The sequence below is a fragment of the Pseudomonas cichorii genome, from assembly GCF_015471405.1.
In the GTDB taxonomy this organism is placed as follows: Bacteria; Pseudomonadota; Gammaproteobacteria; order Pseudomonadales; family Pseudomonadaceae; genus Aquipseudomonas; species Aquipseudomonas serbiensis.
On the sequence record NZ_BLVZ01000014.1, the window covers coordinates 144,064 to 161,956 of the forward strand.

16 protein-coding genes are annotated in these 17,893 nt (G+C 55.6%); 3 read left to right on the forward strand and 13 right to left on the reverse strand.

The genetic code is table 11. The features are described 5' to 3' along the window. Nucleotides 1–28 precede the first annotated feature (28 nt). Nucleotides 29–922: a LysR family transcriptional regulator gene (locus JL015_RS21445; RefSeq protein WP_201019854.1), complete on the forward strand. Its 894-nt coding sequence runs from the start codon at nt 29–31 to the stop codon at nt 920–922. On the opposite strand, the gene JL015_RS21450 is transcribed toward JL015_RS21445, so the two are convergent. Together JL015_RS21450 and JL015_RS21455 are read right to left on the reverse strand one after the other, a co-directional pair. After that, entirely contained in the window at nt 913–1,617 is a 705-nt protein-coding gene (locus JL015_RS21450; protein WP_236250250.1) for a tRNA (adenine(22)-N(1))-methyltransferase, read from the reverse strand. The two genes, JL015_RS21445 and JL015_RS21450, sit on opposite strands and share 10 nt — an antisense overlap. Nucleotides 1,618–1,908: 291 nt before the next feature. Continuing rightward, complete coding sequence (locus tag JL015_RS21455; protein WP_201019855.1) at nt 1,909–2,658, reverse strand: SDR family oxidoreductase; 750 nt, start codon at nt 2,656–2,658, stop codon at nt 1,909–1,911. Between the two features lie 109 nt (nt 2,659–2,767). On the opposite strand from JL015_RS21455, the gene JL015_RS21460 reads away from it, so the two are divergent. After that, nucleotides 2,768–3,139 (forward strand): winged helix-turn-helix transcriptional regulator, encoded by a 372-nt coding sequence (locus tag JL015_RS21460; RefSeq protein ID WP_201004475.1) that lies wholly within the window; start codon nt 2,768–2,770, stop codon nt 3,137–3,139. A gap of 64 nt (nt 3,140–3,203) precedes the next feature. On the opposite strand, the gene JL015_RS21465 is transcribed toward JL015_RS21460, so the two are convergent. The 4 genes from JL015_RS21465 to xylA all read right to left on the reverse strand — a co-directional run bounded on the left by JL015_RS21465 (nt 3,204) and on the right by xylA (nt 8,408). Beyond that, nucleotides 3,204–4,340, reverse strand: coding sequence for a sugar ABC transporter permease (locus JL015_RS21465; RefSeq protein WP_025259129.1), 1,137 nt, complete (start codon nt 4,338–4,340; stop codon nt 3,204–3,206). Next, a complete protein-coding gene (xylG, locus tag JL015_RS21470) occupies nt 4,341–5,897 on the reverse strand; it encodes a D-xylose ABC transporter ATP-binding protein (RefSeq protein ID WP_201019856.1) in 1,557 nt (518 codons plus the stop codon). Nucleotides 5,898–5,962: 65 nt separating this feature from the next. Next, nucleotides 5,963–6,964: a D-xylose ABC transporter substrate-binding protein gene (gene xylF, locus JL015_RS21475; RefSeq protein WP_201004481.1), complete on the reverse strand. Its 1,002-nt coding sequence runs from the start codon at nt 6,962–6,964 to the stop codon at nt 5,963–5,965. Nucleotides 6,965–7,091: 127 nt separating this feature from the next. Further along, on the reverse strand, nt 7,092–8,408 hold the full coding sequence (gene xylA, locus JL015_RS21480) for a xylose isomerase (RefSeq protein WP_201019857.1): 1,317 nt from the start codon (nt 8,406–8,408) through the stop codon (nt 7,092–7,094). Nucleotides 8,409–8,578: 170 nt separating this feature from the next. Between xylA and JL015_RS21485 the strand changes: the two genes are divergently transcribed. Continuing rightward, entirely contained in the window at nt 8,579–9,757 is a 1,179-nt protein-coding gene (locus JL015_RS21485) for a XylR family transcriptional regulator (protein ID WP_201019858.1), read from the forward strand. A 578-nt stretch (nt 9,758–10,335) separates the two neighbouring features. On the opposite strand, the gene JL015_RS21490 is transcribed toward JL015_RS21485, so the two are convergent. The 7 genes from JL015_RS21490 to JL015_RS21520 all read right to left on the reverse strand — a co-directional run bounded on the left by JL015_RS21490 (nt 10,336) and on the right by JL015_RS21520 (nt 17,844). Continuing rightward, nucleotides 10,336–11,550 carry a PIN-like domain-containing protein gene (locus JL015_RS21490; protein ID WP_201019859.1) on the reverse strand — a complete coding sequence of 405 codons (1,215 nt, stop codon included), beginning with the start codon at nt 11,548–11,550 and terminating at the stop codon, nt 10,336–10,338. A gap of 467 nt (nt 11,551–12,017) precedes the next feature. Further along, entirely contained in the window at nt 12,018–12,668 is a 651-nt protein-coding gene (locus JL015_RS21495; RefSeq protein ID WP_201019860.1) for a hypothetical protein, read from the reverse strand. Further along, nucleotides 12,665–13,591 (reverse strand): hypothetical protein, encoded by a 927-nt coding sequence (locus JL015_RS21500; protein WP_201019861.1) that lies wholly within the window; start codon nt 13,589–13,591, stop codon nt 12,665–12,667. Before JL015_RS21500 ends, JL015_RS21495 begins: the two co-directional genes overlap by 4 nt. A gap of 76 nt (nt 13,592–13,667) precedes the next feature. Then, nucleotides 13,668–14,186, reverse strand: coding sequence for a hypothetical protein (locus JL015_RS21505; RefSeq protein ID WP_201019862.1), 519 nt, complete (start codon nt 14,184–14,186; stop codon nt 13,668–13,670). A gap of 141 nt (nt 14,187–14,327) precedes the next feature. Further along, nucleotides 14,328–14,543 carry a DUF6124 family protein gene (locus JL015_RS21510; protein ID WP_201019863.1) on the reverse strand — a complete coding sequence of 72 codons (216 nt, stop codon included), beginning with the start codon at nt 14,541–14,543 and terminating at the stop codon, nt 14,328–14,330. Between the two features lie 455 nt (nt 14,544–14,998). Further along, nucleotides 14,999–17,233: an ATP-binding protein gene (locus tag JL015_RS21515; RefSeq protein ID WP_201019864.1), complete on the reverse strand. Its 2,235-nt coding sequence runs from the start codon at nt 17,231–17,233 to the stop codon at nt 14,999–15,001. Further along, nucleotides 17,230–17,844, reverse strand: a complete 615-nt coding sequence (locus JL015_RS21520) for a biliverdin-producing heme oxygenase (protein ID WP_200994267.1) — start codon at nt 17,842–17,844, stop codon at nt 17,230–17,232. The genes JL015_RS21515 and JL015_RS21520 overlap by 4 nt, the downstream gene beginning before the upstream one ends. Nucleotides 17,845–17,893: the final 49 nt, after the last annotated feature.

Here is a 17,893-nt window from a genome sequence, read left to right on the forward strand (position 1 = left end):
ATCCTGTGCCCTCATGAGCCTCTCATCAATGTCCCGAGCCAGCCTCAACGACCTCCAGGCCTTCGTGGTCATTGCCCGCGAGGGCAGCTTTACCCGCGCCGCCGCACAACTGGGCGTTTCGCAGTCCGCTCTGAGCCACACCATGCGCGCCCTTGAGGCGCGCCTCGGCGTTCGATTGTTGACCCGGACCACACGCAGCGTGTCACCCACCGAGGCAGGTCAGCGGCTGTATCTCACCATGGCGCCGCGGTTCGAGGAAATTGAACTGGAGCTGGCAGCCGTCAGTGAGTTTCGGGACACTCCGGCGGGCAACGTGCGGATTTCAGCCTCGGAACATGCAGCGAACAACATCCTGTGGCCCAAGCTGTTGAAGGTGCTTCCCGATTATCCGGACATCAAGGTCGAGATCACCGTCGACTACGCCCTCTCCGACATTGTCGCCCAGCGCTTCGACGCGGGAGTACGCCTGGGCAATCAAGTCGCCAAAGACATGATTGCCGTTCCGATAGGCCCTCCGTTACGCATGGCGGTAGTGGGCTCCCCGGACTACTTCAAGCAGCGTTCACTGCCGAAAGTGCCCGGCGACCTCGCTGCCCATAACTGCATCAATCTGCGCCTGCCGACTTATGGAAGCCTGCTGCAATGGGACTTTGAAAAGGATGGCCAAGAGCTGAAAGCCCGTGTCGAGGGACAATGGACGTTCAACAGCAGCATGCCGATCCTGCGCGCGGCCCTTGCGGGTTGCGGGCTGGGCTTTCTGCCTGAAGATATGGTCTTGCAGGCGATTGCCGAGCAAAACCTTGTACGGGTACTGGAAGACTGGTGCCAGCCCTTTGCCGGTTATCACCTCTACTACGCCAACCGCCGCGAGCACTCGTCGGCTTTTGGCGTAGTGGTTGATGCGCTGCGTTATCAGCGCTGAGAACCCAGCATCTCGGTGATCCAGCGAATCTGCCGAGTGAGTTCCTGCAGCTTTTCCTCGGGCACGGCCTGCCGTGCCTGGGCAAAGCTGGTCAGGGTCTTTTGCCTCTTGTGCAGCAAGCGCTGCCACTTGAGCATGAAGGCCGGGCTGCGTGTCTGCATCTGCAACGGGCCGAAAAACAGTTCTTCAGCGCTGTACATCACCGGCCCGGAACGCTCGGCGACGATGATTTCGTAGTCGAAGCGGTTTTCTCGCAACACTTCTTCGCTGAGGATGCGGTAGCCATTTTCCATCAGCCATTGGCGCAGCGGTTGCTCGCCGCCGTTGGGTTGCAGGATCAGGCGTTCCTGGCCGCTCAGATTCGTCTTGCCGCTGTCGAGGATGTCGCGAATCGTCTCGCCCCCCATGCCGCACAAGCTGATCGCCGTGATCCCGTCTCCCGGCTCGATTGCCGCCAGCCCATTGGCCTGACGCACGGTAATCAAGTGCTCCAGATCGTTCTCGCGCACAGTACGTTGCGCCGCATGAAACGGTGTCAACGCCACCTCGCCAGCCACTGCCGCAACAATGGCACCACGGTGCATCAAGGCCACTGGCAGGTAAGCGTGATCCGAACCGATATCGGCCAGACGCGCACCTGCTGGTACATGCGCAGCTACACGCTCCAGGCGCATGGACAATGTCTGTTCGTTCAACTGCCGCCCCTTTCGCCACAAACGTTCGGCACCCTTGGCCGATCGGGGCGGGATTCTGTCGAGTAATGGCGGGTATTTCAATCCCGGAAAATCGATATAAGCCAAAGAGCGTGAAAGATGATTCAGTTCCTGAAAGAACAACGCACTAAAGAAGAGCTGAAAAACAAATAAGCGGGCACAACTGATCGTCGAGACATGAATCGGAAAAACCGAATACATATCACTATTCCCACCAACTGTAGAACAGCTCTTCGATAGACGTTAAGCGCGGGTGTTACTTTCTAGTTCACATCAAGCCTGGCTGATCGGCATGATGAGCAATTCAGCAATATTGACGTGCGCAGGTGCCGAGATGGCATATAACACGGTATCAGCAATATCCGAAGGGGACAGAAACTTAACATGAGCAGAGAAGCCTGCCATCATTTGCGAATATTCTTCGCTGGTCGTGTGCTGCGAAAGTTCTGTTGTCGTCGCACCCGGTTGAATACTCGTTACCCGAATGTTGTGCTTCTGGCCAACTTCCATGCGCAGCCCATCAGTAAAGGCGTTGACCGCGAACTTGGTGGCCGAATAGACTGAAAAGCCCGGGCCAAGCACTTTTCTGCCGGCCACTGACGATGTATTGATGATATGCCCCGAGTTCTGCTTGATCATCTGCGGAAGAACAGCCGCAGACAAATTCAATACGCCTTTGACGTTGACATCGACCATGCGCTCCCACTCATCGGTTTTGAATTCGTCAACACTCGACAGCGGCATCAACCCTGCGTTGTTAAATGAAACATCCAGGCTGCCATAAGTATCGATGAGTTTTTTAACTCCGGCTTCTACGGAAGCCTTGTCGACAACATCCATCTCCAGAACAAGCGCCTGCCCGCCAAGTTGCTCGATCTCGGCCTTCAAAACTTCCAGTCGATCCGTACGACGAGCTGCAATACCCACTTTCAATCCAGCGAGAGCGAGCTTTTTAGCTGTGGCTTCGCCAATACCGCTTGATGCTCCGGTGATCAGAGCGACTTGTTCATTTAACGGCTTCATGATGCATCCTTCTTGCTCATCCTGAAGATTGAGGATGAGATTATGGGTTGAGCGATCATGATATACATTGGATACTAGGTTTCAATTACGCACTTGAAAGGTACTAGATATGCTCGACGATACTGGAACGGAGTGCTGCTCCCCCGAAAGGCTGGAGCAGACCCGCGCTGTGCTGGATCAGATCGCCAATAAGTGGTCGATCATGATTCTGACCCGACTGGGTGACGGCCCGGTCCGGTTCAATGAATTACAACGACTGCTGGGGACCGTTACTCAGAAGTCACTCACCGAAGCACTCCGGCGACTTGAACGCTACAGGTTGATCAGCAGACAAGTGATTTCCTCGTCTCCGGTTGCTGTTCAATATGAAGTCACCGACCTTGGACGAACGCTTGAAGTCCCTGTTTCGGCTTTGGTGCGCTGGGCAGAGCAGCATGCAGCGGAGATGATGCAGGATCAGATTGAAAACAAATCAACCTGAAAGGCCCCCTGGCACCGAGCGATGGCTTTTTTACCGAAACGCCCAGTTGCTCAGGCTGCGCCGATCAGCGTCGCCCGCTCCGGGTGCTCACATCGACCCACACAGCCAGCACCAGAATGCTGCCCTTGACGATCATCTGCCAGTAGCTGTCCACGTCGAGCATGGACATGCCGTTGTCCAGGCTGGTGATGACCAGTGCTCCGAGCAAAGCGCCATAAACCGTGCCGGAGCCGCCGCGCATGGAGGTGCCGCCGATGAAGCAGGCGGCAATGGCGTCGAGTTCGCCCATGCTGCCGGCCGAGGGCGAGCCTGCGGCCAGGCGTGCGGTGTTGACCATACCGGCGAGCGCACACATCACGCCCATGATGCCGAAGATCCACAGCTTTACGGCCTGCACATTGATACCCGACAGCCGCGTGGCCTCCATATTGCTGCCCACTGAATAGACACGGCGTCCGAAGACAGTCTGGCTGGTCACGTAGCTGAACACACCTAGCAGAATCAGCAACAACAGCACCGGCACGGGGATACCGTCGTAGCTGTTGAGGGTATGGACAAAACCGGCCAGCACCGCGCCGATCAACACCACGCGCAGGATGTCGCGCACCAGCGAATGCGCCGCCAGCCCATGGAGAGCGCGATTGCGACGCTGCTTCCAGGTCAGGAACAGCGTCAGCGCAAACAGCACAACGCCCAGGCCTGTACCGACCGAATGCGGCAGATAGCCCTGTCCCACGTAAACAAGCTCAGACGATACCGGGGCGATGGTGGTGCCGCCGGTAATCCCCAGCAAGATACCGCGAAACGCCAGCATGCCGCCCAGCCCGACAATGAATGACGGGATGCGCAGGTAAGCGGTCATGTAACCGTTGGCGATGCCGATCATCAGCCCGCACAGGACGACAATGCTCAGGTTCGCCAGCAGCGGTACGTGATAGATCACATCGAGAATCGCCGCCAGGCCCCCGAGCAGGCCCAGCAATGAACCAACCGACAGATCGATCTCGCCACTGATGATGACCAACACCATGCCGCAGGCCAGAATCCCGGTGATGGACATCTGGCGCAACAGGTTGGAGAGGTTGCGCGGGGTCAGGAAGCCGCCCTCGGTCTGCCAACTGAAGAACAGCCAGATAATCGCCACGGCGATGACCAGTGCGAGCATTTTGTAGCGGGTGAAAAGCTGTTTGACCTGGTTCATCTAGGCGGACTTCCGATCATTATTGTTATGGCCAGCAGCCTGGCTGAGCGCGGCGGCAAGCACTTGCTCCTGAGTGAGTTCGTGATTGATGAAGTCACCGCGCAACTGACCTTCGCCGATCACCAGCACCCGGTCCGAGACGCCGAGCACTTCGGCCAGCTCCGAGGACACCATGATGATCGACACGCCTTCGGCCGCCAGTGCGCCCATCAACTTGTAGATTTCATACTTGGCGCCAACGTCCACGCCACGGGTAGGCTCATCAAGAATCAGGACCCGGGGTTTGGTCAGCAGCATCTTTGCCAGCACGGCTTTTTGCTGGTTGCCGCCAGAGAGGCTGGTGATCGGCAGGAACGGGCTCGCGGTCTTGAGGTGCATGCGCGCGATTTCCTGATCGATGCCATGCAGCTCGGCTTCAGCATCGATACGGGTCAGCCTGGAGTAGTTCTCCAGTACCGCCAGGGTGATGTTCTGGCCGACACCCAGATCCGGAATGATGCCTTGGCGCTTGCGATCTTCGGGGACCATGCACAAACCGGCACGAATGGACTTGAGCGGCGTGCCGGTGTCGACTCGCTGGCCTTCCAGCCAGACTTCGCCTTCATGACGACCGGGATACGCGCCGAACAGCGCCGAAACCAGCTCCGTGCGACCGGCACCAACCAGCCCGGCGATACCAAGAATTTCACCGCGTTTGAGGACGAATGAAATGTCGTCGACCCGCTTGCGTTTGGGGGTATCGACGTCGTAACAAGTGATGTGGCGCGCCTCGAAAATCACTTCACCAATGCCATGGGGTTCGGTGGGATACAAGTTGCTCATTTCCCGCCCGACCATCTGGGTGATGATCCTGGGGATGTCCATGTCCGCCATGTCGGTCGTGGCAATATGTTTGCCGTCCCGGATCACCGAAATGGTGTCGCACACGGCGGCCACTTCATCGAGTTTGTGGGAGATGTAGACACACGCAACGCCCTTGGCCTTGAGGTCGCGGATGATGTCCAGCAGCACCTCGATTTCCGAACGGGTCAGGGCCGAAGACGGCTCATCGAGGATCAGCAGGCGCGCCTGCTTGTTCAACGCCTTGGCGATTTCCACCAGTTGCTGGTAGCCACCGCCGTACTGGGAAACCGGTAGCGAGACGTTCATGTCCGGCACTTTCAGCTCACGCATCAGGGCTTCGGCGCGGCGGGTCATGGCCGGGTAATTCATGCGCCCGCCAAACAACGTCAGCTCATGGCCCATGAAAATATTTTCGGTCACCGACAGGTCGGGAACCAGGGTCAGTTCCTGATGAATGATGACGATGCCGGCGGCTTCGGTTTCGCTGATCGACTGCGCCTTGAGCGGCTGGCCGTCCCAGAGAATTTCACCGTCCCAGGTGCCATGGGGATAGACCGCCGACAGCACTTTCATCAGCGTGGATTTACCGGCACCGTTCTCGCCGCACAATCCGACGCACTCCCCCGGCCTGATCTTGATGTCGATGCCATTGAGGGCTTTGACACCGCCAAAGGTTTTGACGATGCCGTTCATTTGCAGCAGGTAGTCGGACATGGCGAGGGCTCACACAAAGGGTCCACTCCCCGGCAGGGCCGGGGGTTGTACTCAGGTCAGTCAGATCACTGCCCGGCAATCTGTGCCTTGGTGTAGAAGCCGTCCTTCTCCAGCAGGTCGATGTTGTCCTTGGTCAACGGGGTTGGCGTGAGCAGGATGGTGTCGACCTTCTTGCTGCCATTGTCGTACTGAGAGCTGTAGGTGGGTTTCTCGTTGCGCGCCAGTTGCACCGAAAGTTTGGCGGCCTCGGAAGCGATCAGCTTCAGCGGTTTATAGACCGTCATGGTCTGAGTGCCATTGATCACTCGCTTGACCGCTGCCAGGTCTGCATCCTGCCCCGAAATCGGCACCTTGCCGGCCAGTTTCTGCGCAGCCAGAGCCTGAATCGCACCGCCAGCGGTGGCGTCGTTGGAAGCGACGATGCCATCGATCTTGTTGTCGTTACGAGTCAGGGCATTTTCGACAATGCTCAGTGCTTCGGTGGGGTTCCATTCCTTTACCCACTGTTGGCCGACGATCTTGATATCGCCCTTGTCGATGGCCGGTTGCAGCACTTTCATCTGACCTTCACGCAGGATCTTGGCGTTATTGTCGGTAGGCGCGCCCCCCAGCAGAAAGTAATTGCCCTTGGGCGCGGCTTGCAGCACACCGCTGGCCTGCATCTCGCCGACCTTTTCGTTATCGAAGGAAATGTAGGCATCGATATCGGCGTTGAGAATCAGGCGGTCATAGGACACCACCTTGATCCCGGCCTTCTTGGCCTCGGCCACGGCGTTGGTCAGCACGGTGGCGTTGAACGGCACGATGACGATCACATCGACGCCACGGGAGATCAGGTTTTCGATCTGGGAAATCTGCTTCTGCTCGTTGGCATCAGCCGACTGGACAAAGACCTTGGCGTTGAGCTTTTCTGCCGCCGCCACAAAGTAATCCCGATCCCGTGACCAACGTTCCAGGCGCAGGTCATCGATGGAGAAACCGATTTTCGGGTTGGCAGAATCGGCCATGGCCGGGATGGACAGCAGGGCCAGAGCACTGGCCAGTAACGTGCGTTTGACTTTATTCATGGTGGTGCGTCCTTTTATTGTTGTTTGAAAGACACTGCCTGACGATGAGTATCGTGCTGGTACAACTGTAGAGCGTCGTGGAGCCGGGCCAGTACAGATTTGTCGTGGGAATGTAACAGCCTGCCTGTCAGCTATAGATGAACCGGTTGACGACGTTTTCGAGCATTTCCTGCCTGCCGCTCACGGCCTGCGGGTTCAGTTCCTGGGCGAAGGCATGTTCGGCCAGTGATTCCAGGCTGAAGCCACCCGCCAGCACCTTCTGCCCCAACGGCTGCTGCCAGCCTGCATAGCGTTGATCCTTGAATTGCTGAAGCCGGTCGTTCTGCAGCATGACCGCTGCACGCTCCAGTGACAGGGCAAGAACATCCATCGCGGCGACATGACCGTGAAACAGGTCCACTTCATCAAGGCTCTGGCGGCGCACCTTTGAGTCGAAGTTGAACCCGCCATTCTTGAACCCGCCGGCCTTGAGAATCTCGTAAGTGGCCAGGGTCATCTCTTCTACGCTGTTGGGGAACTGGTCGGTGTCCCAGCCGTTTTGCGGATCACCGCGGTTGGCATCGATGCTGCCAAAGATCCCCAACGACGCGGCCGTCGCAATCTCGTGATGGAAGCTATGCCCCGCCAGCGTCGCGTGGTTGGCCTCGATATTGACCTTGATCTCGTTTTCCAGACCAAACTGCTGCAAGAAGCCGAAGACCGTGGCGCTGTCGTAATCGTACTGGTGCTTGGTGGGCTCCTGCGGCTTGGGCTCGATCAGCAGGTCGCCCTGGAAACCGATCTTGTGCTTGTGTTCGACCACCATCTGCATGAAGCGGCCCATCTGTTCGCGTTCGCGCTTCAAGTCGGTATTGAGCAGGGTTTCATAACCTTCGCGCCCACCCCACAACACGTAGTTGGAGCCTTTGAGCCGCTGGGTGGCGTTCATGGCGCTGAACACCTGAGCGGCGGCGCAGGCGAACACTTCCGGGTCCGGGTTGCTGGCGGCACCTGCGGCAAAGCGCGGGTTGCTGAAACAGTTGGCGGTGCCCCACAACAGCTTGATACCACTCTGCTCCTGATGCCGCTCCAGATGATCGACCATCTGCGCAAAGTGGTTGCGATACTCCTTCAGTGAACTGCCTTCCGGCGCCACATCCGTATCGTGGAAGCAGTAATAGTCGATCCCGAGTTTGGTGAAGAACTCGAAAGCCGCCTCCGCCTTGCCAATGGCCACCTCCATCGGATCACCCGCATGCTGCCACGGACGCTTGAAGGTCCCCGCCCCGAACACATCTGAACCCGGCCAGACGAAGGTGTGCCAGTAGCAGACAGCCATGCGCAAGTGCTCGCGCATGGGTTTGCCGAGGATGACTTTATTGGCGTCGTAGTGGCGGAAGGCTAGAGGAGAATCGCTGGCCGGGCCTTCGTAGCGAATCCTGTCGATGTCGGGGAAGAACGGCATGGGTCGTGTCCTTTTGTTGTTCTTGTCGGTGTATCGATACTAGCAACGGCCCTGTGTCTGAAAATTATGAAAGTCACCAACGCAGGGTGCGATTTTGAGTATTGAGATTCACCCTCGACGCGCCTAGGCTGTGACGACCACCTTGGTGTTGGCAGACCGGGACAATAACAATGAAAACCGTACCGCCCGTTCACCGCGTTGCACTGTTGTTCAACGGCAGCAAGATCTACGACCGCGGCATCATCAGCGGCATCGGCAATTACCTGAGCAGCACCCGCGCCTCCTGGGACCTGTTTCTTGAGGAAGATTTCCTGTGCCGGTTGAAAGGCATCGAGCGCTGGCAGGGTGACGGGATCATTGCCGACTTCGACGACCCGCTGATCGGCGAAGCCCTGGCCGGGATCAAGTTGCCAGTGGTGGCTGTGGGCGGTTCGTATCAGGATGAACGCGCCTACCCCCAAGACATCCCCTACGTCGCCACCGACAACAAGGCCATGATGACCCTGGCCTACGAGCACCTGATCGAAGCCGGGCTGACGCGCTTTGCCTGCTTCAGCCTGCCCGAAGCCCAGACCAATCGATGGGCGCAGGAGCGGGAAAAAGCCTTTCGCTGGCTGATGCAACGCGATGGCCTGCACGCCGAGATCTACCGAGGCATGGGCACCAGCGCGCCCTTGTGGGACAGCGCCGTCGAACAACAGATCGCCTGGCTGCAAAGCCTGCCCAAACCCATCGGCATCATCGCCGTCAGCGACGCCCGCGCCCGCCAGTTGCTGCAAGCCTGCCTGACCGCAGGGATCGCCGTACCTGAACAAGTGGCCCTGATCGGCATCGACAACGACCCGCTGACCCGCAGCCTGACCCGAGTACCACTGAGTTCGGTCGTCCAGGGCACCGAAACCATGGGCCGCACCGCCGCACGCCTGCTCCACCAGATGCTGCACGGCATGCCGGCCAAAGGCACCCAGATCCTGATCCCGCCGGAGTCGATCAACGTGCAGGTATCCAGCCTGCATCAACCATTGGGCGACCCTTACGTCATGCAGGCCCTGCTGTTCATCCGCCAATATGCCTGCCAGGGCATCAAGACCGCCCAGGTGGCGGCTTATGTCGGCGTGTCGCGCTCATCGCTGGAATCGCACTTCCGCAAAGTACGCGGCTGTAGCGTCCACGACGAAATCCTGCGTTTCAAACTGGCGGCGGCAGCCAAGGGGTTGAAGAACACGGATTCAACGATTGCAGACACGGCGCGTAATTGCGGATTCAAGTCTGCGCAGTATCTGCATACGGTGTTCAAACGGGAGTTTGGGTGTACGCCGCGCAGGTATCAGTTGGATGGGGCCGTGTAGATATCGTTACCCTCCCACAATTCGTGGGAGGGAGCTTGCTCGCGACGGCGGTGTTTTGAACGGCACATATATATCGGATGTAACTGCCCTTCGCTCCTGCAATCAGGTTCTACGCACCTCAACATGTGCCAGTGAACGATCAAGTTCGGTCTTGGCCATGCCGATTAGATGTACGACCGAAAAAGGGTGGCGACTTTGACGCGGGTTAGCAGAACGGTGGGAACAAGCGCAATTAACCGGCGCACCCGAAGGTGCCCCACGCAAAGCCGCCATAAGCGACACTTGCGACACTTGCGACACTTGTAATCCTCACCGCTGATGCTCAGCGACCGACGCAGCCTGGTGCCGGGATTTCACAGGCGCAAGGGCTTGGGATTTTCCAGGACAGTTCGCACAGAAGAAAGGGCAAAGCCTGCAGGAAATGGCCTGCGCGGGTGGAGTTTTCGTTAGGGGAAGTAACGAATGCACATCAGCCGCGTAGGAGCGAATTTATTCGCGAAGATGGTGTTGACGACCTGCAGTCTCTCGCTCGACCGATAGAGTTCCAATTTACTGTCGGCCAAGACTAGGGAAATTTATTATTTTGTTGAGGACATAAGCAACTCTAACTCTCTTATTTTTCGAGTTAGTTCCTTCATGCGAGCCTCTGCAGAGCGTTCCCGACCATGATATATGGCAGCCTTCGCTTTAGACTCCACAGAAACCTGCTTCCCAAGACCTATTCTACGCAACTTAGCAAGCGACCTATCAGTAATAGCACCTTTAAGAGCTAGCTTTAGCTCACCCATTTGCTGCGTTAGCAAAAGATTATCCGGAAGTGATTTATCATTCCAAGGAAGGTCAATTTCATTGAAAGGTAACACCAGAGAGTTGTCATGCCCGTCAGCGTATGAGTCTTGACTCTCTAAGGACAGCGCATCGGTAATCGCGGCCTCTCGAACTTCCTCAATAACCTCAGAAGAAGTATTCTGCTTTAGGTGCTTGTTTGCCAAGTCAAGAAATTGGTGATGGCTGTATAGGTAGAAATCCTGACCGACTTCTTCCACAAACTCTTCGATCAACTTAGGTAAGGGGCCAATCGTTTTCCCTCCGTGCCGATCCCACCAGTCATCTTTTTGTTCGCCGGTCACCATGATAACCGGCTTATTTAGAACTTTAGCTTTTTCGATAACTTGCTTCCAAATTATCAAATCACCATATCGTTTGCAAATATCACCAAAAACTTGAGACCCCTTGTGCTTATTGACATCTTCAAATCCAGGAGGAATTTTGTTGGCATATCTTATCTCGCCCTCCTTCACTATAGCCTTAAGTTGCTCTTCAGAGTACCGCGCTCCAACCTTATTATTTAACATATCAGCAAAAGCGGACTTGACATCGTCATTTGTTAAGCGCGAATCATGAAAATCTCTTTTTACCTCAAGTTCATAAATAACTCTTTCAGAAACAGAAACAAACTCTTTGTGCAATTCACCAGGCAAAAAAGGATGGCGATTAGCACTATCAAAACCATCCAAAACTGATTTTAAATTCTCTATAGCATCAGCATAAAACCCGGATTGGGTATGAGCTATGCTCGCTCTGTTTTCTAATAATTCAAATGCAACCTGATACGGAATCCAAAGACGCTCTCCTAAAGACTCTATAATCTTGTACAGTGCGTCGCGTGCGTCGTCCGATCGTTTATATACGGATGTTAAGACGTTAGTGTCAAAAACGAAGAAGCAATCTTGCCACAGCCTATCTCGTCGGCCTTCATCTGCGGCGAAGTAACTGGCAAATACATTCTTCATATCTTCTCCATTCCTCACTTGAAAGTTTTCCATTAATAGCACGCAGTGCCGAGCAATACTATCAATCGCCCCTAGTATCGTAGACGCCCTGATCGACTTTATGGAATGGAAGCAGTTCCTTATGAATTTCCGTTTTAGGCAGATACCAGAGCAGAGCCTGGCGAACCTCCGCTTTGGCAGCTTTTCGACGGTCGCGAATGGCAGCTATTGGCCTATTCTGTTGAAAACAGTCGGTTTGTCCAAAACGTTTGGATGCTGCTAGGTAAAAACACCTATTTTGCGTGCTGCTACATAAAACCCGAGTCGTGAACCTTCTGCCCAAAACACAGATTTCAATCTCGGGCGCGAACTTTTCTGCCGTGGAAACCGAAGCCGACTTTTTCAACAGAATCGGTCGATTTCTTCCGGTCACGTCAGGCCATGAATAGCTCGCTTCCGCCCCTTCGGAAGGGCTAAAAAGAACCCGATCAACTAGGCAAAATCCGGTATTGCCCGGCTTTGTCTTCCACTCGTGCATACCTCACCGCTGCTGTGGTGGCGAGCGCTTGAGCTGCATCGTGTTTTAACAGCAAAGCTTTTATGGGATTTATGATGTGATTCTGAACGTCCTTTGGGCTGTTGATATCGGTTAGACGTAGGCTATAGCACCATTCGCTTTCGTACTGCGTATGCGCCCAGCGAAAAAGGCGTTCCTCTTCAAGAACCAGATCGTAACCATTGGTGAGATCAAGGGGAAAACCCATCTGTATTTCTTCAAAGTCAATGGGGTTGCCCCATTTGCCTATGTGCAGCAGTGGTTGGTGGTTGTCCTCCGCATTAACGCCCTCACCTGTAAGGCTAATCTGGACCACAAGATAACTGCTCGTCGATCGTTTCGGTTTGGAAATGATGGGTAGAGAAATACCTAGTTCGGTGTATACCCACTCGTGTTCATCAGTCGTACAGCTGTCGATCCATTTACCCCCTGCTTTGTAATGCTTGGCGACCTCCGTGGTAAGCAACGCACGACTCAATTCTTCTCTGATCAGATCAGTCAGACGTTCGCATTCAGCACCAAGTCGTGAAACGAATCGAATAGCTTCTGTAATCGACTTACCAATGTCGTTCGGGGCCGTCACCGTTCTGAACTCCAAATGAAGGATGGAAATGAGGTCTTAAGCATAGGGACGAAAGGGGGAGCAAGCTGTTTGAAGCCATTAATTGGGCTCCAGAACAACGGAGATTTTGGGAGCGTGGAAGGGATCGTGAGATATCTGAAACCTTGGAAACGCTTAATATGCAAGCGCTCCAGTAGGGTTGCCACCTGAGAGCTCCACTTCTTCAGTCCGGCATCGGCTGAGCAATCCATATGTTTCAATAAGTCGAGAATACTGATCCATGACCGCAGGATCAGGCGACCATTCCAGATGTTGTCTTGCCCAATAGCGTTCAAGCCAGCACTGATCTCAGGCGCGATGAAAAGGTGGTGTGCAACTTCGCGCTCGGCGTCAGTCAGATACTCGCGCCATTGTCGGTGCAACTGATCATTGCCGCTTAGCGGGGCATTCCATTTGAATTCTACCAACACTATGCGGCGCTCTCCTGTTGGCCACTGCAACTCGACGAGGAGATCTGGCTCAATAGTTCGGCGTGGCCAGAAATCCATCTGAACGCGGCTGACGGTGCCCGACGGAAAGGCTAGCTCCTCTCTTACGTCGCGCTTGATTAGCGCTCTCCAAAATGAGCCACTGGCTTCAGGGGGAAGATAGTCCAATGGCCCCATGATTAAAGAGGTTATCTCATCCTCCTCGCATACTCGTTTTTCACCTACATCGCGATGTCCGAGGTAGCGTCTATAGAAGTGACTTTTTCCCTGACAAAAGGAGTGGAGCATTCCGTTGGCATCTCTTGCAGAAGTAAATCGCGATAATCTCGTACCTCGCCTCCCTTGACTAGCGGTATGACCGTCTGCTTTAAGTCGATTCTGTTGATAAAGTCGGATTTCTCCGAATACCGTCTGTTGGGTCAGAGAAAGCGCCCCTTCAGCACAGTGCTCGGTCATTGGTATCGTTGCCTGAGAAAGGCGCTATCCCACCGATATGATTCAACCAACTCGCAACGAATACCGTGCAATGCCTCTATTTAACAAACCTCAGGCATGCGAACCCAGTCTTGATTTTCAACTGTTGAATGGGTTCGATGCTCTCCTGATCGCCGACTTTCTTGATGGCGCCTACGCCGCAGAAATGTTCCTCGCGGTTGAAGATCGGAAGAATGCCTGCCTTGGGCTCACTCCAGGAACCCTGGATTAAGGTATAGGTGGCGCCGCTCTGTGGCGTGAAGGAGAACGGTATCTGGCAAACGCTGCTTCCTGCGGTCTGCCAATAGGTCAGGATCAGTTCCTTATTCACGGCGACCCGAGATTCGATGTAGTCACCGTTAGAGGGCAGGACGGTGTAACCCGCATAGCATCCATTGTCGCTGAACGTCATGGCATCCAGTCTCGCCCCACTTCCAGCCTTGAGGCGAATGGTTGCAGAGGGTTCATCGGGGCTAGGAACGACATACTGCTTACCCTGTAAAAACGAAGTGCAACCGTTGATTACCAACACGCCGGCCAGCAAGATACAGCGGCTGGATTTTTGATTGAGGTACATCCATCTCTCCGTGATTCTGTTGCTTGTGACTGCCGAATAGCGGGCTGATGATAATGGTTTCGGTGATGTATCAACCAGTACTCAGGGCATAGGTCTATGCTCTTTGTTCCATGCCCTTCGCGAATGAATTCGCTCCTACGATCAGGCTCGCACCTCGACACGCGCCAGCGAACGATCCAGCTCGGCCTTGGCCATGCCTATCAAGTGCACGACCGAAAAGGCCAGATCACGTTTGGGGCCATTGAGGGTATCGCCGGTTTCATAGGCTGTTGCAGCGGCGCAATGTAGCAGGTCACTGACATGCAGCAGGGACTCTTCCAGTGATGGGAAGGGTGGTGACGATGTTGAATCGATCATTGGGAAAACTCCGATAGAGCCACCGGATGTTTGCTGCTAAACGAACAAGGGTGGCAGCTTTGACGCGGGTTAGCAGACCGGCAGTTTTCCCAATTCCGGCGCACTCGAAAGTGCCCCACGCAAAGCCGCCATAGCGGAACTTGCGTCGGAAAAAACTGATTCAGGCTGCTAAACCCGATCGCTGATTTTCAGCGACCGACGCAGCCTGGTATCGGGATTTCACAGGCGCAAGGGCTTGAGATTTTCTAGGAAAGTTCGCACAGAAGAAAGGGCAAAGCCTGCAGGAATTGTCCTGCGCGGGTGGGATTTTCGTTAGATGAAGTAACGAATTCACATCAAGCGCGTAGGAGCGAATTCATTCGCGAAGGTCCGGTCCATCCGACAGAGATATATCGTTTGAAATGACGTCTCGCGAATGAATTCGCTCCTACGCAGTAGTCGGCACAGGACCTCAATCAGCCGGCAACCGGCACCGTAAACCTGAACTCGCTGCCCTGCCCCACCGTGCTGTCTGCAGTCAGCACACCGCCGTGGGCCTTGATGATGCCTTGGGAGATGTAGAGCCCAAGGCCGGTGCCGGTCGGGTTGCCTTCCTTGATGGTCCAGTAGCGCTCGAAGATGTGCGGCAGTTGTTCGGGCTGGATGCCTTCGCCGGAGTCGCGCACGGTGAAGACGATCTCGTTGCCGTCCGGCACTGCGGCCACGTCGATCCGGCCTTGCTTGGGCGTGAACTTGATGGCGTTGCCGATCAGGTTCGACAGCACTTGGAACAGGCGCTCCGGGTCGGCGCTGACTCTCAGGTCCGGTTCGCTATGGAAGGAGATATCGATGGATTTATCCATGGCCAGCGGCGCCAGCAATGAATAGGCTTCCTCGAAAATATGACTCACTTCCAGCGGCTGAGGCGAAATGATGTAGCGGCCTGCTTCGATTTTCGAGGTGTCCAGCAAGTCTTCCAGCAGGACGTTCATGCGGCTGGCAGCCTGTTGCATGGTGTCGATTGCGGAAGAAATGCGACGCGAGGTGTGCGGACCATCGGAGCTGAAGGCTTTTTGCATCATGCCGCAGAGCATGGAGATGACGGTCATGGGGTTACGCAGGTCATGGGACACAACCGCGACCAGTTCATCCCTGGCACGCACTGCCAACTGCTCACGGCGTACCTGACGAGCCAGGTCGTCTTCCAGCGCCGAGCGGCGCAGGTCGTTGGCGGCGAAGACATCGCCGTGGGTCCATTTGGTGGAAATGCCCGCCATCTCGACTTTCCAGATCTCGAACGACGTGCGCGGCCTCAGGCGCAGGCCCGCGCCGGAGCCTTCCATATCCAGCGGCTTGTTCGGGTTGCCGCTCCACTGAATGCTTTCCTTGACCTCGGGACGAAACCACAACACGCCGTTGTCGACCGGTTTGGGCAGGCTCATGGCCAGAACACCACTGGCATGCTGCTGATAAGCCTCGGCCGCAGGATAGACGCTCGACAGATGATGGCTGGAAAAGACCTGTTGCCCTCTTGCCATCAGCCATTTATGCAGCGCCTTGATTTCAGCAGGCTCAGGACAGATACCAAAGACATGCAATTGCTTGTCTTCAATGATCGCCACACCCGAAGCGCCCACCAGGTCCATCAATACTTGCGGTTGTTGCCCAAGGCCGTCAAAGACGTTTTCCGACGCCGCGACCATGGAGTCGTTCAGGCTCTTGAGCATTTGCAGCTTGGCCTCGCGCTGACGGCTGACTTCCAGAGCCTCCATTGCGCGGATCTGCAACGACAGGACCTGACCGATGGCCTGGCAGGCGCCGCGCAGTTCGTGAGACACGTACAGTGGCGTGCGGTGCCCGCAACTGATCAGGCCCCAGAGTTTGTCGTCCTTGAGCAGGGAAACGCTCATGGAAGACAGCACGCCCATGTTCTTCATGTATTCGCAGTGGATCGGAGAAACGCTGCGCAGCGTCGAGAAGCTCAGGTCCAGCGGCTGCTGGGTATCGGGGCGTAACTGTGGAATCAGCGGAACCGGCGTGTAATCGGCATCGGGAATGATGCGCAACCAGTTGCGACGATAGAGTTCGCGAGCCTGATCTGGAATGTCCGAGGCCGGGAAGAACAAGCCGTTGAACAGTTCCATGTCCGGCGAAGAGGCTTCGGCGATGACCTGACCGTGGCCTTCCTCCTCGAAACGGTATATCAACACACGGTCATAGCCGGTCAGTTTCTGGATTTCGCGAACACTGATTTCATACAACGCCTGCAGTGTCTTGGCGGCCTGCAATTGGCGCAGCATGCGCCCCAGATTGGAGATCCGCTCACTGTTGGCGACCTGCGAATCCTTGTCCTGAACTTCAAGCTCCAGCACCAGTACGCCTTGGTGCCGATGCAACATCGCCTCAAACTCACGGCCATTGAGAGTAATCAGAAGTTGCGGAATGTCGTTGAATGACTCCTGAAGGCTGGCGCTCTTGAGCACGGCAGCCCACCCCTCCCCCACAACCGACTCAAGCGGCTGCCCAAGGATGTGATCGGGGTTCTTGTCGAGCAGTTCCTGCACATTGGCACTGACCTGCAATATGACAAAGTCCGGCTCGGTGACGGTAAACAACACTCCGTGAGGCTGAATGGCACCCGGATACTGGATAGGCTCGTTTGCACAATTGGCCAACAGGGCTTCAAAAGTATCTTTATCGAGTTGGCTCATAACAGTACCTCTTGACCATCGAGCCAGTGCTCGAAACATGCAAATGTGGATTGAGCCGCCAGCACGGTAGCCTCTGTGGTTGCAGCGTCGGCATGCACACTGTCCATATAGGCCAGAAACGCTTTCCAGCGCATGCCGGTGGCAGTGCCATAAACATTCAGAAAGGCCGAGCCACTGTGCTCGTCCAGCCCTAGTCGCTTGTGGATTTCACGGCGCAGGATCTGCCCGCCGAGAGTGGCCCCCTCCAGAACATACAACACTCCAAGGCAGGCTCCGGGCGAATCGATCACCGGCAGTTGCCTGCACTGGGCAAGTGAGTTTATGGCCTGTTCTGTCATGCCCAGGGTATGCAGATCCTGAAATAGCACAGGGGTTTTGACTCGCTCGGCTGGCGTCAGTTCTGCCGGTATCAAGCCACTGGCCTGCAAGGCAGCCTCCAGCGGGCGGTAGAAACCGTAGTAAGCCTGGAGCAGACGAAGGTAGTAAGCGCTGTTTAAAACAGAAGAGAAAAACGGCAGGCGCTTTTCCAGACCGACATGCAGTTGATTCGTTTCAGCACGCAGAGCATCAAGCAGTCTGGCCGGGGAAGCCTGGGTACACGTTGCCAACATCCACAATGCTCTCAAAGGTGGGAACGACAAAAAACCGCATCCAGGCGAA

What these genes read in the sequence shown, in the direction of transcription:
- JL015_RS21490 (WP_201019859.1), bottom strand. Translation starts at nt 11,550, where the DNA reads ATGAAGAATGTATTTGCCAGTTACTTCGCCGCAGATGAAGGCCGACGA.
- JL015_RS21515 (WP_201019864.1), bottom strand. Translation starts at nt 17,233, where the DNA reads ATGAGCCAACTCGATAAAGATACTTTTGAAGCCCTGTTGGCCAATTGT.
- JL015_RS21510 (WP_201019863.1), bottom strand. Translation starts at nt 14,543, where the DNA reads ATGATCGATTCAACATCGTCACCACCCTTCCCATCACTGGAAGAGTCC.
- xylG (WP_201019856.1), bottom strand. Translation starts at nt 5,897, where the DNA reads ATGTCCGACTACCTGCTGCAAATGAACGGCATCGTCAAAACCTTTGGC.
- xylF (WP_201004481.1), bottom strand. Translation starts at nt 6,964, where the DNA reads ATGAATAAAGTCAAACGCACGTTACTGGCCAGTGCTCTGGCCCTGCTG.
- JL015_RS21520 (WP_200994267.1), bottom strand. Translation starts at nt 17,844, where the DNA reads ATGTTGGCAACGTGTACCCAGGCTTCCCCGGCCAGACTGCTTGATGCT.
- JL015_RS21500 (WP_201019861.1), bottom strand. Translation starts at nt 13,591, where the DNA reads ATGACCGAGCACTGTGCTGAAGGGGCGCTTTCTCTGACCCAACAGACG.
- JL015_RS21455 (WP_201019855.1), bottom strand. Translation starts at nt 2,658, where the DNA reads ATGAAGCCGTTAAATGAACAAGTCGCTCTGATCACCGGAGCATCAAGC.
- JL015_RS21445 (WP_201019854.1), top strand. Translation starts at nt 29, where the DNA reads ATGTCCCGAGCCAGCCTCAACGACCTCCAGGCCTTCGTGGTCATTGCC.
- xylA (WP_201019857.1), bottom strand. Translation starts at nt 8,408, where the DNA reads ATGCCGTTCTTCCCCGACATCGACAGGATTCGCTACGAAGGCCCGGCC.
- JL015_RS21485 (WP_201019858.1), top strand. Translation starts at nt 8,579, where the DNA reads ATGAAAACCGTACCGCCCGTTCACCGCGTTGCACTGTTGTTCAACGGC.
- JL015_RS21505 (WP_201019862.1), bottom strand. Translation starts at nt 14,186, where the DNA reads ATGTACCTCAATCAAAAATCCAGCCGCTGTATCTTGCTGGCCGGCGTG.
- JL015_RS21460 (WP_201004475.1), top strand. Translation starts at nt 2,768, where the DNA reads ATGCTCGACGATACTGGAACGGAGTGCTGCTCCCCCGAAAGGCTGGAG.
- JL015_RS21465 (WP_025259129.1), bottom strand. Translation starts at nt 4,340, where the DNA reads ATGAACCAGGTCAAACAGCTTTTCACCCGCTACAAAATGCTCGCACTG.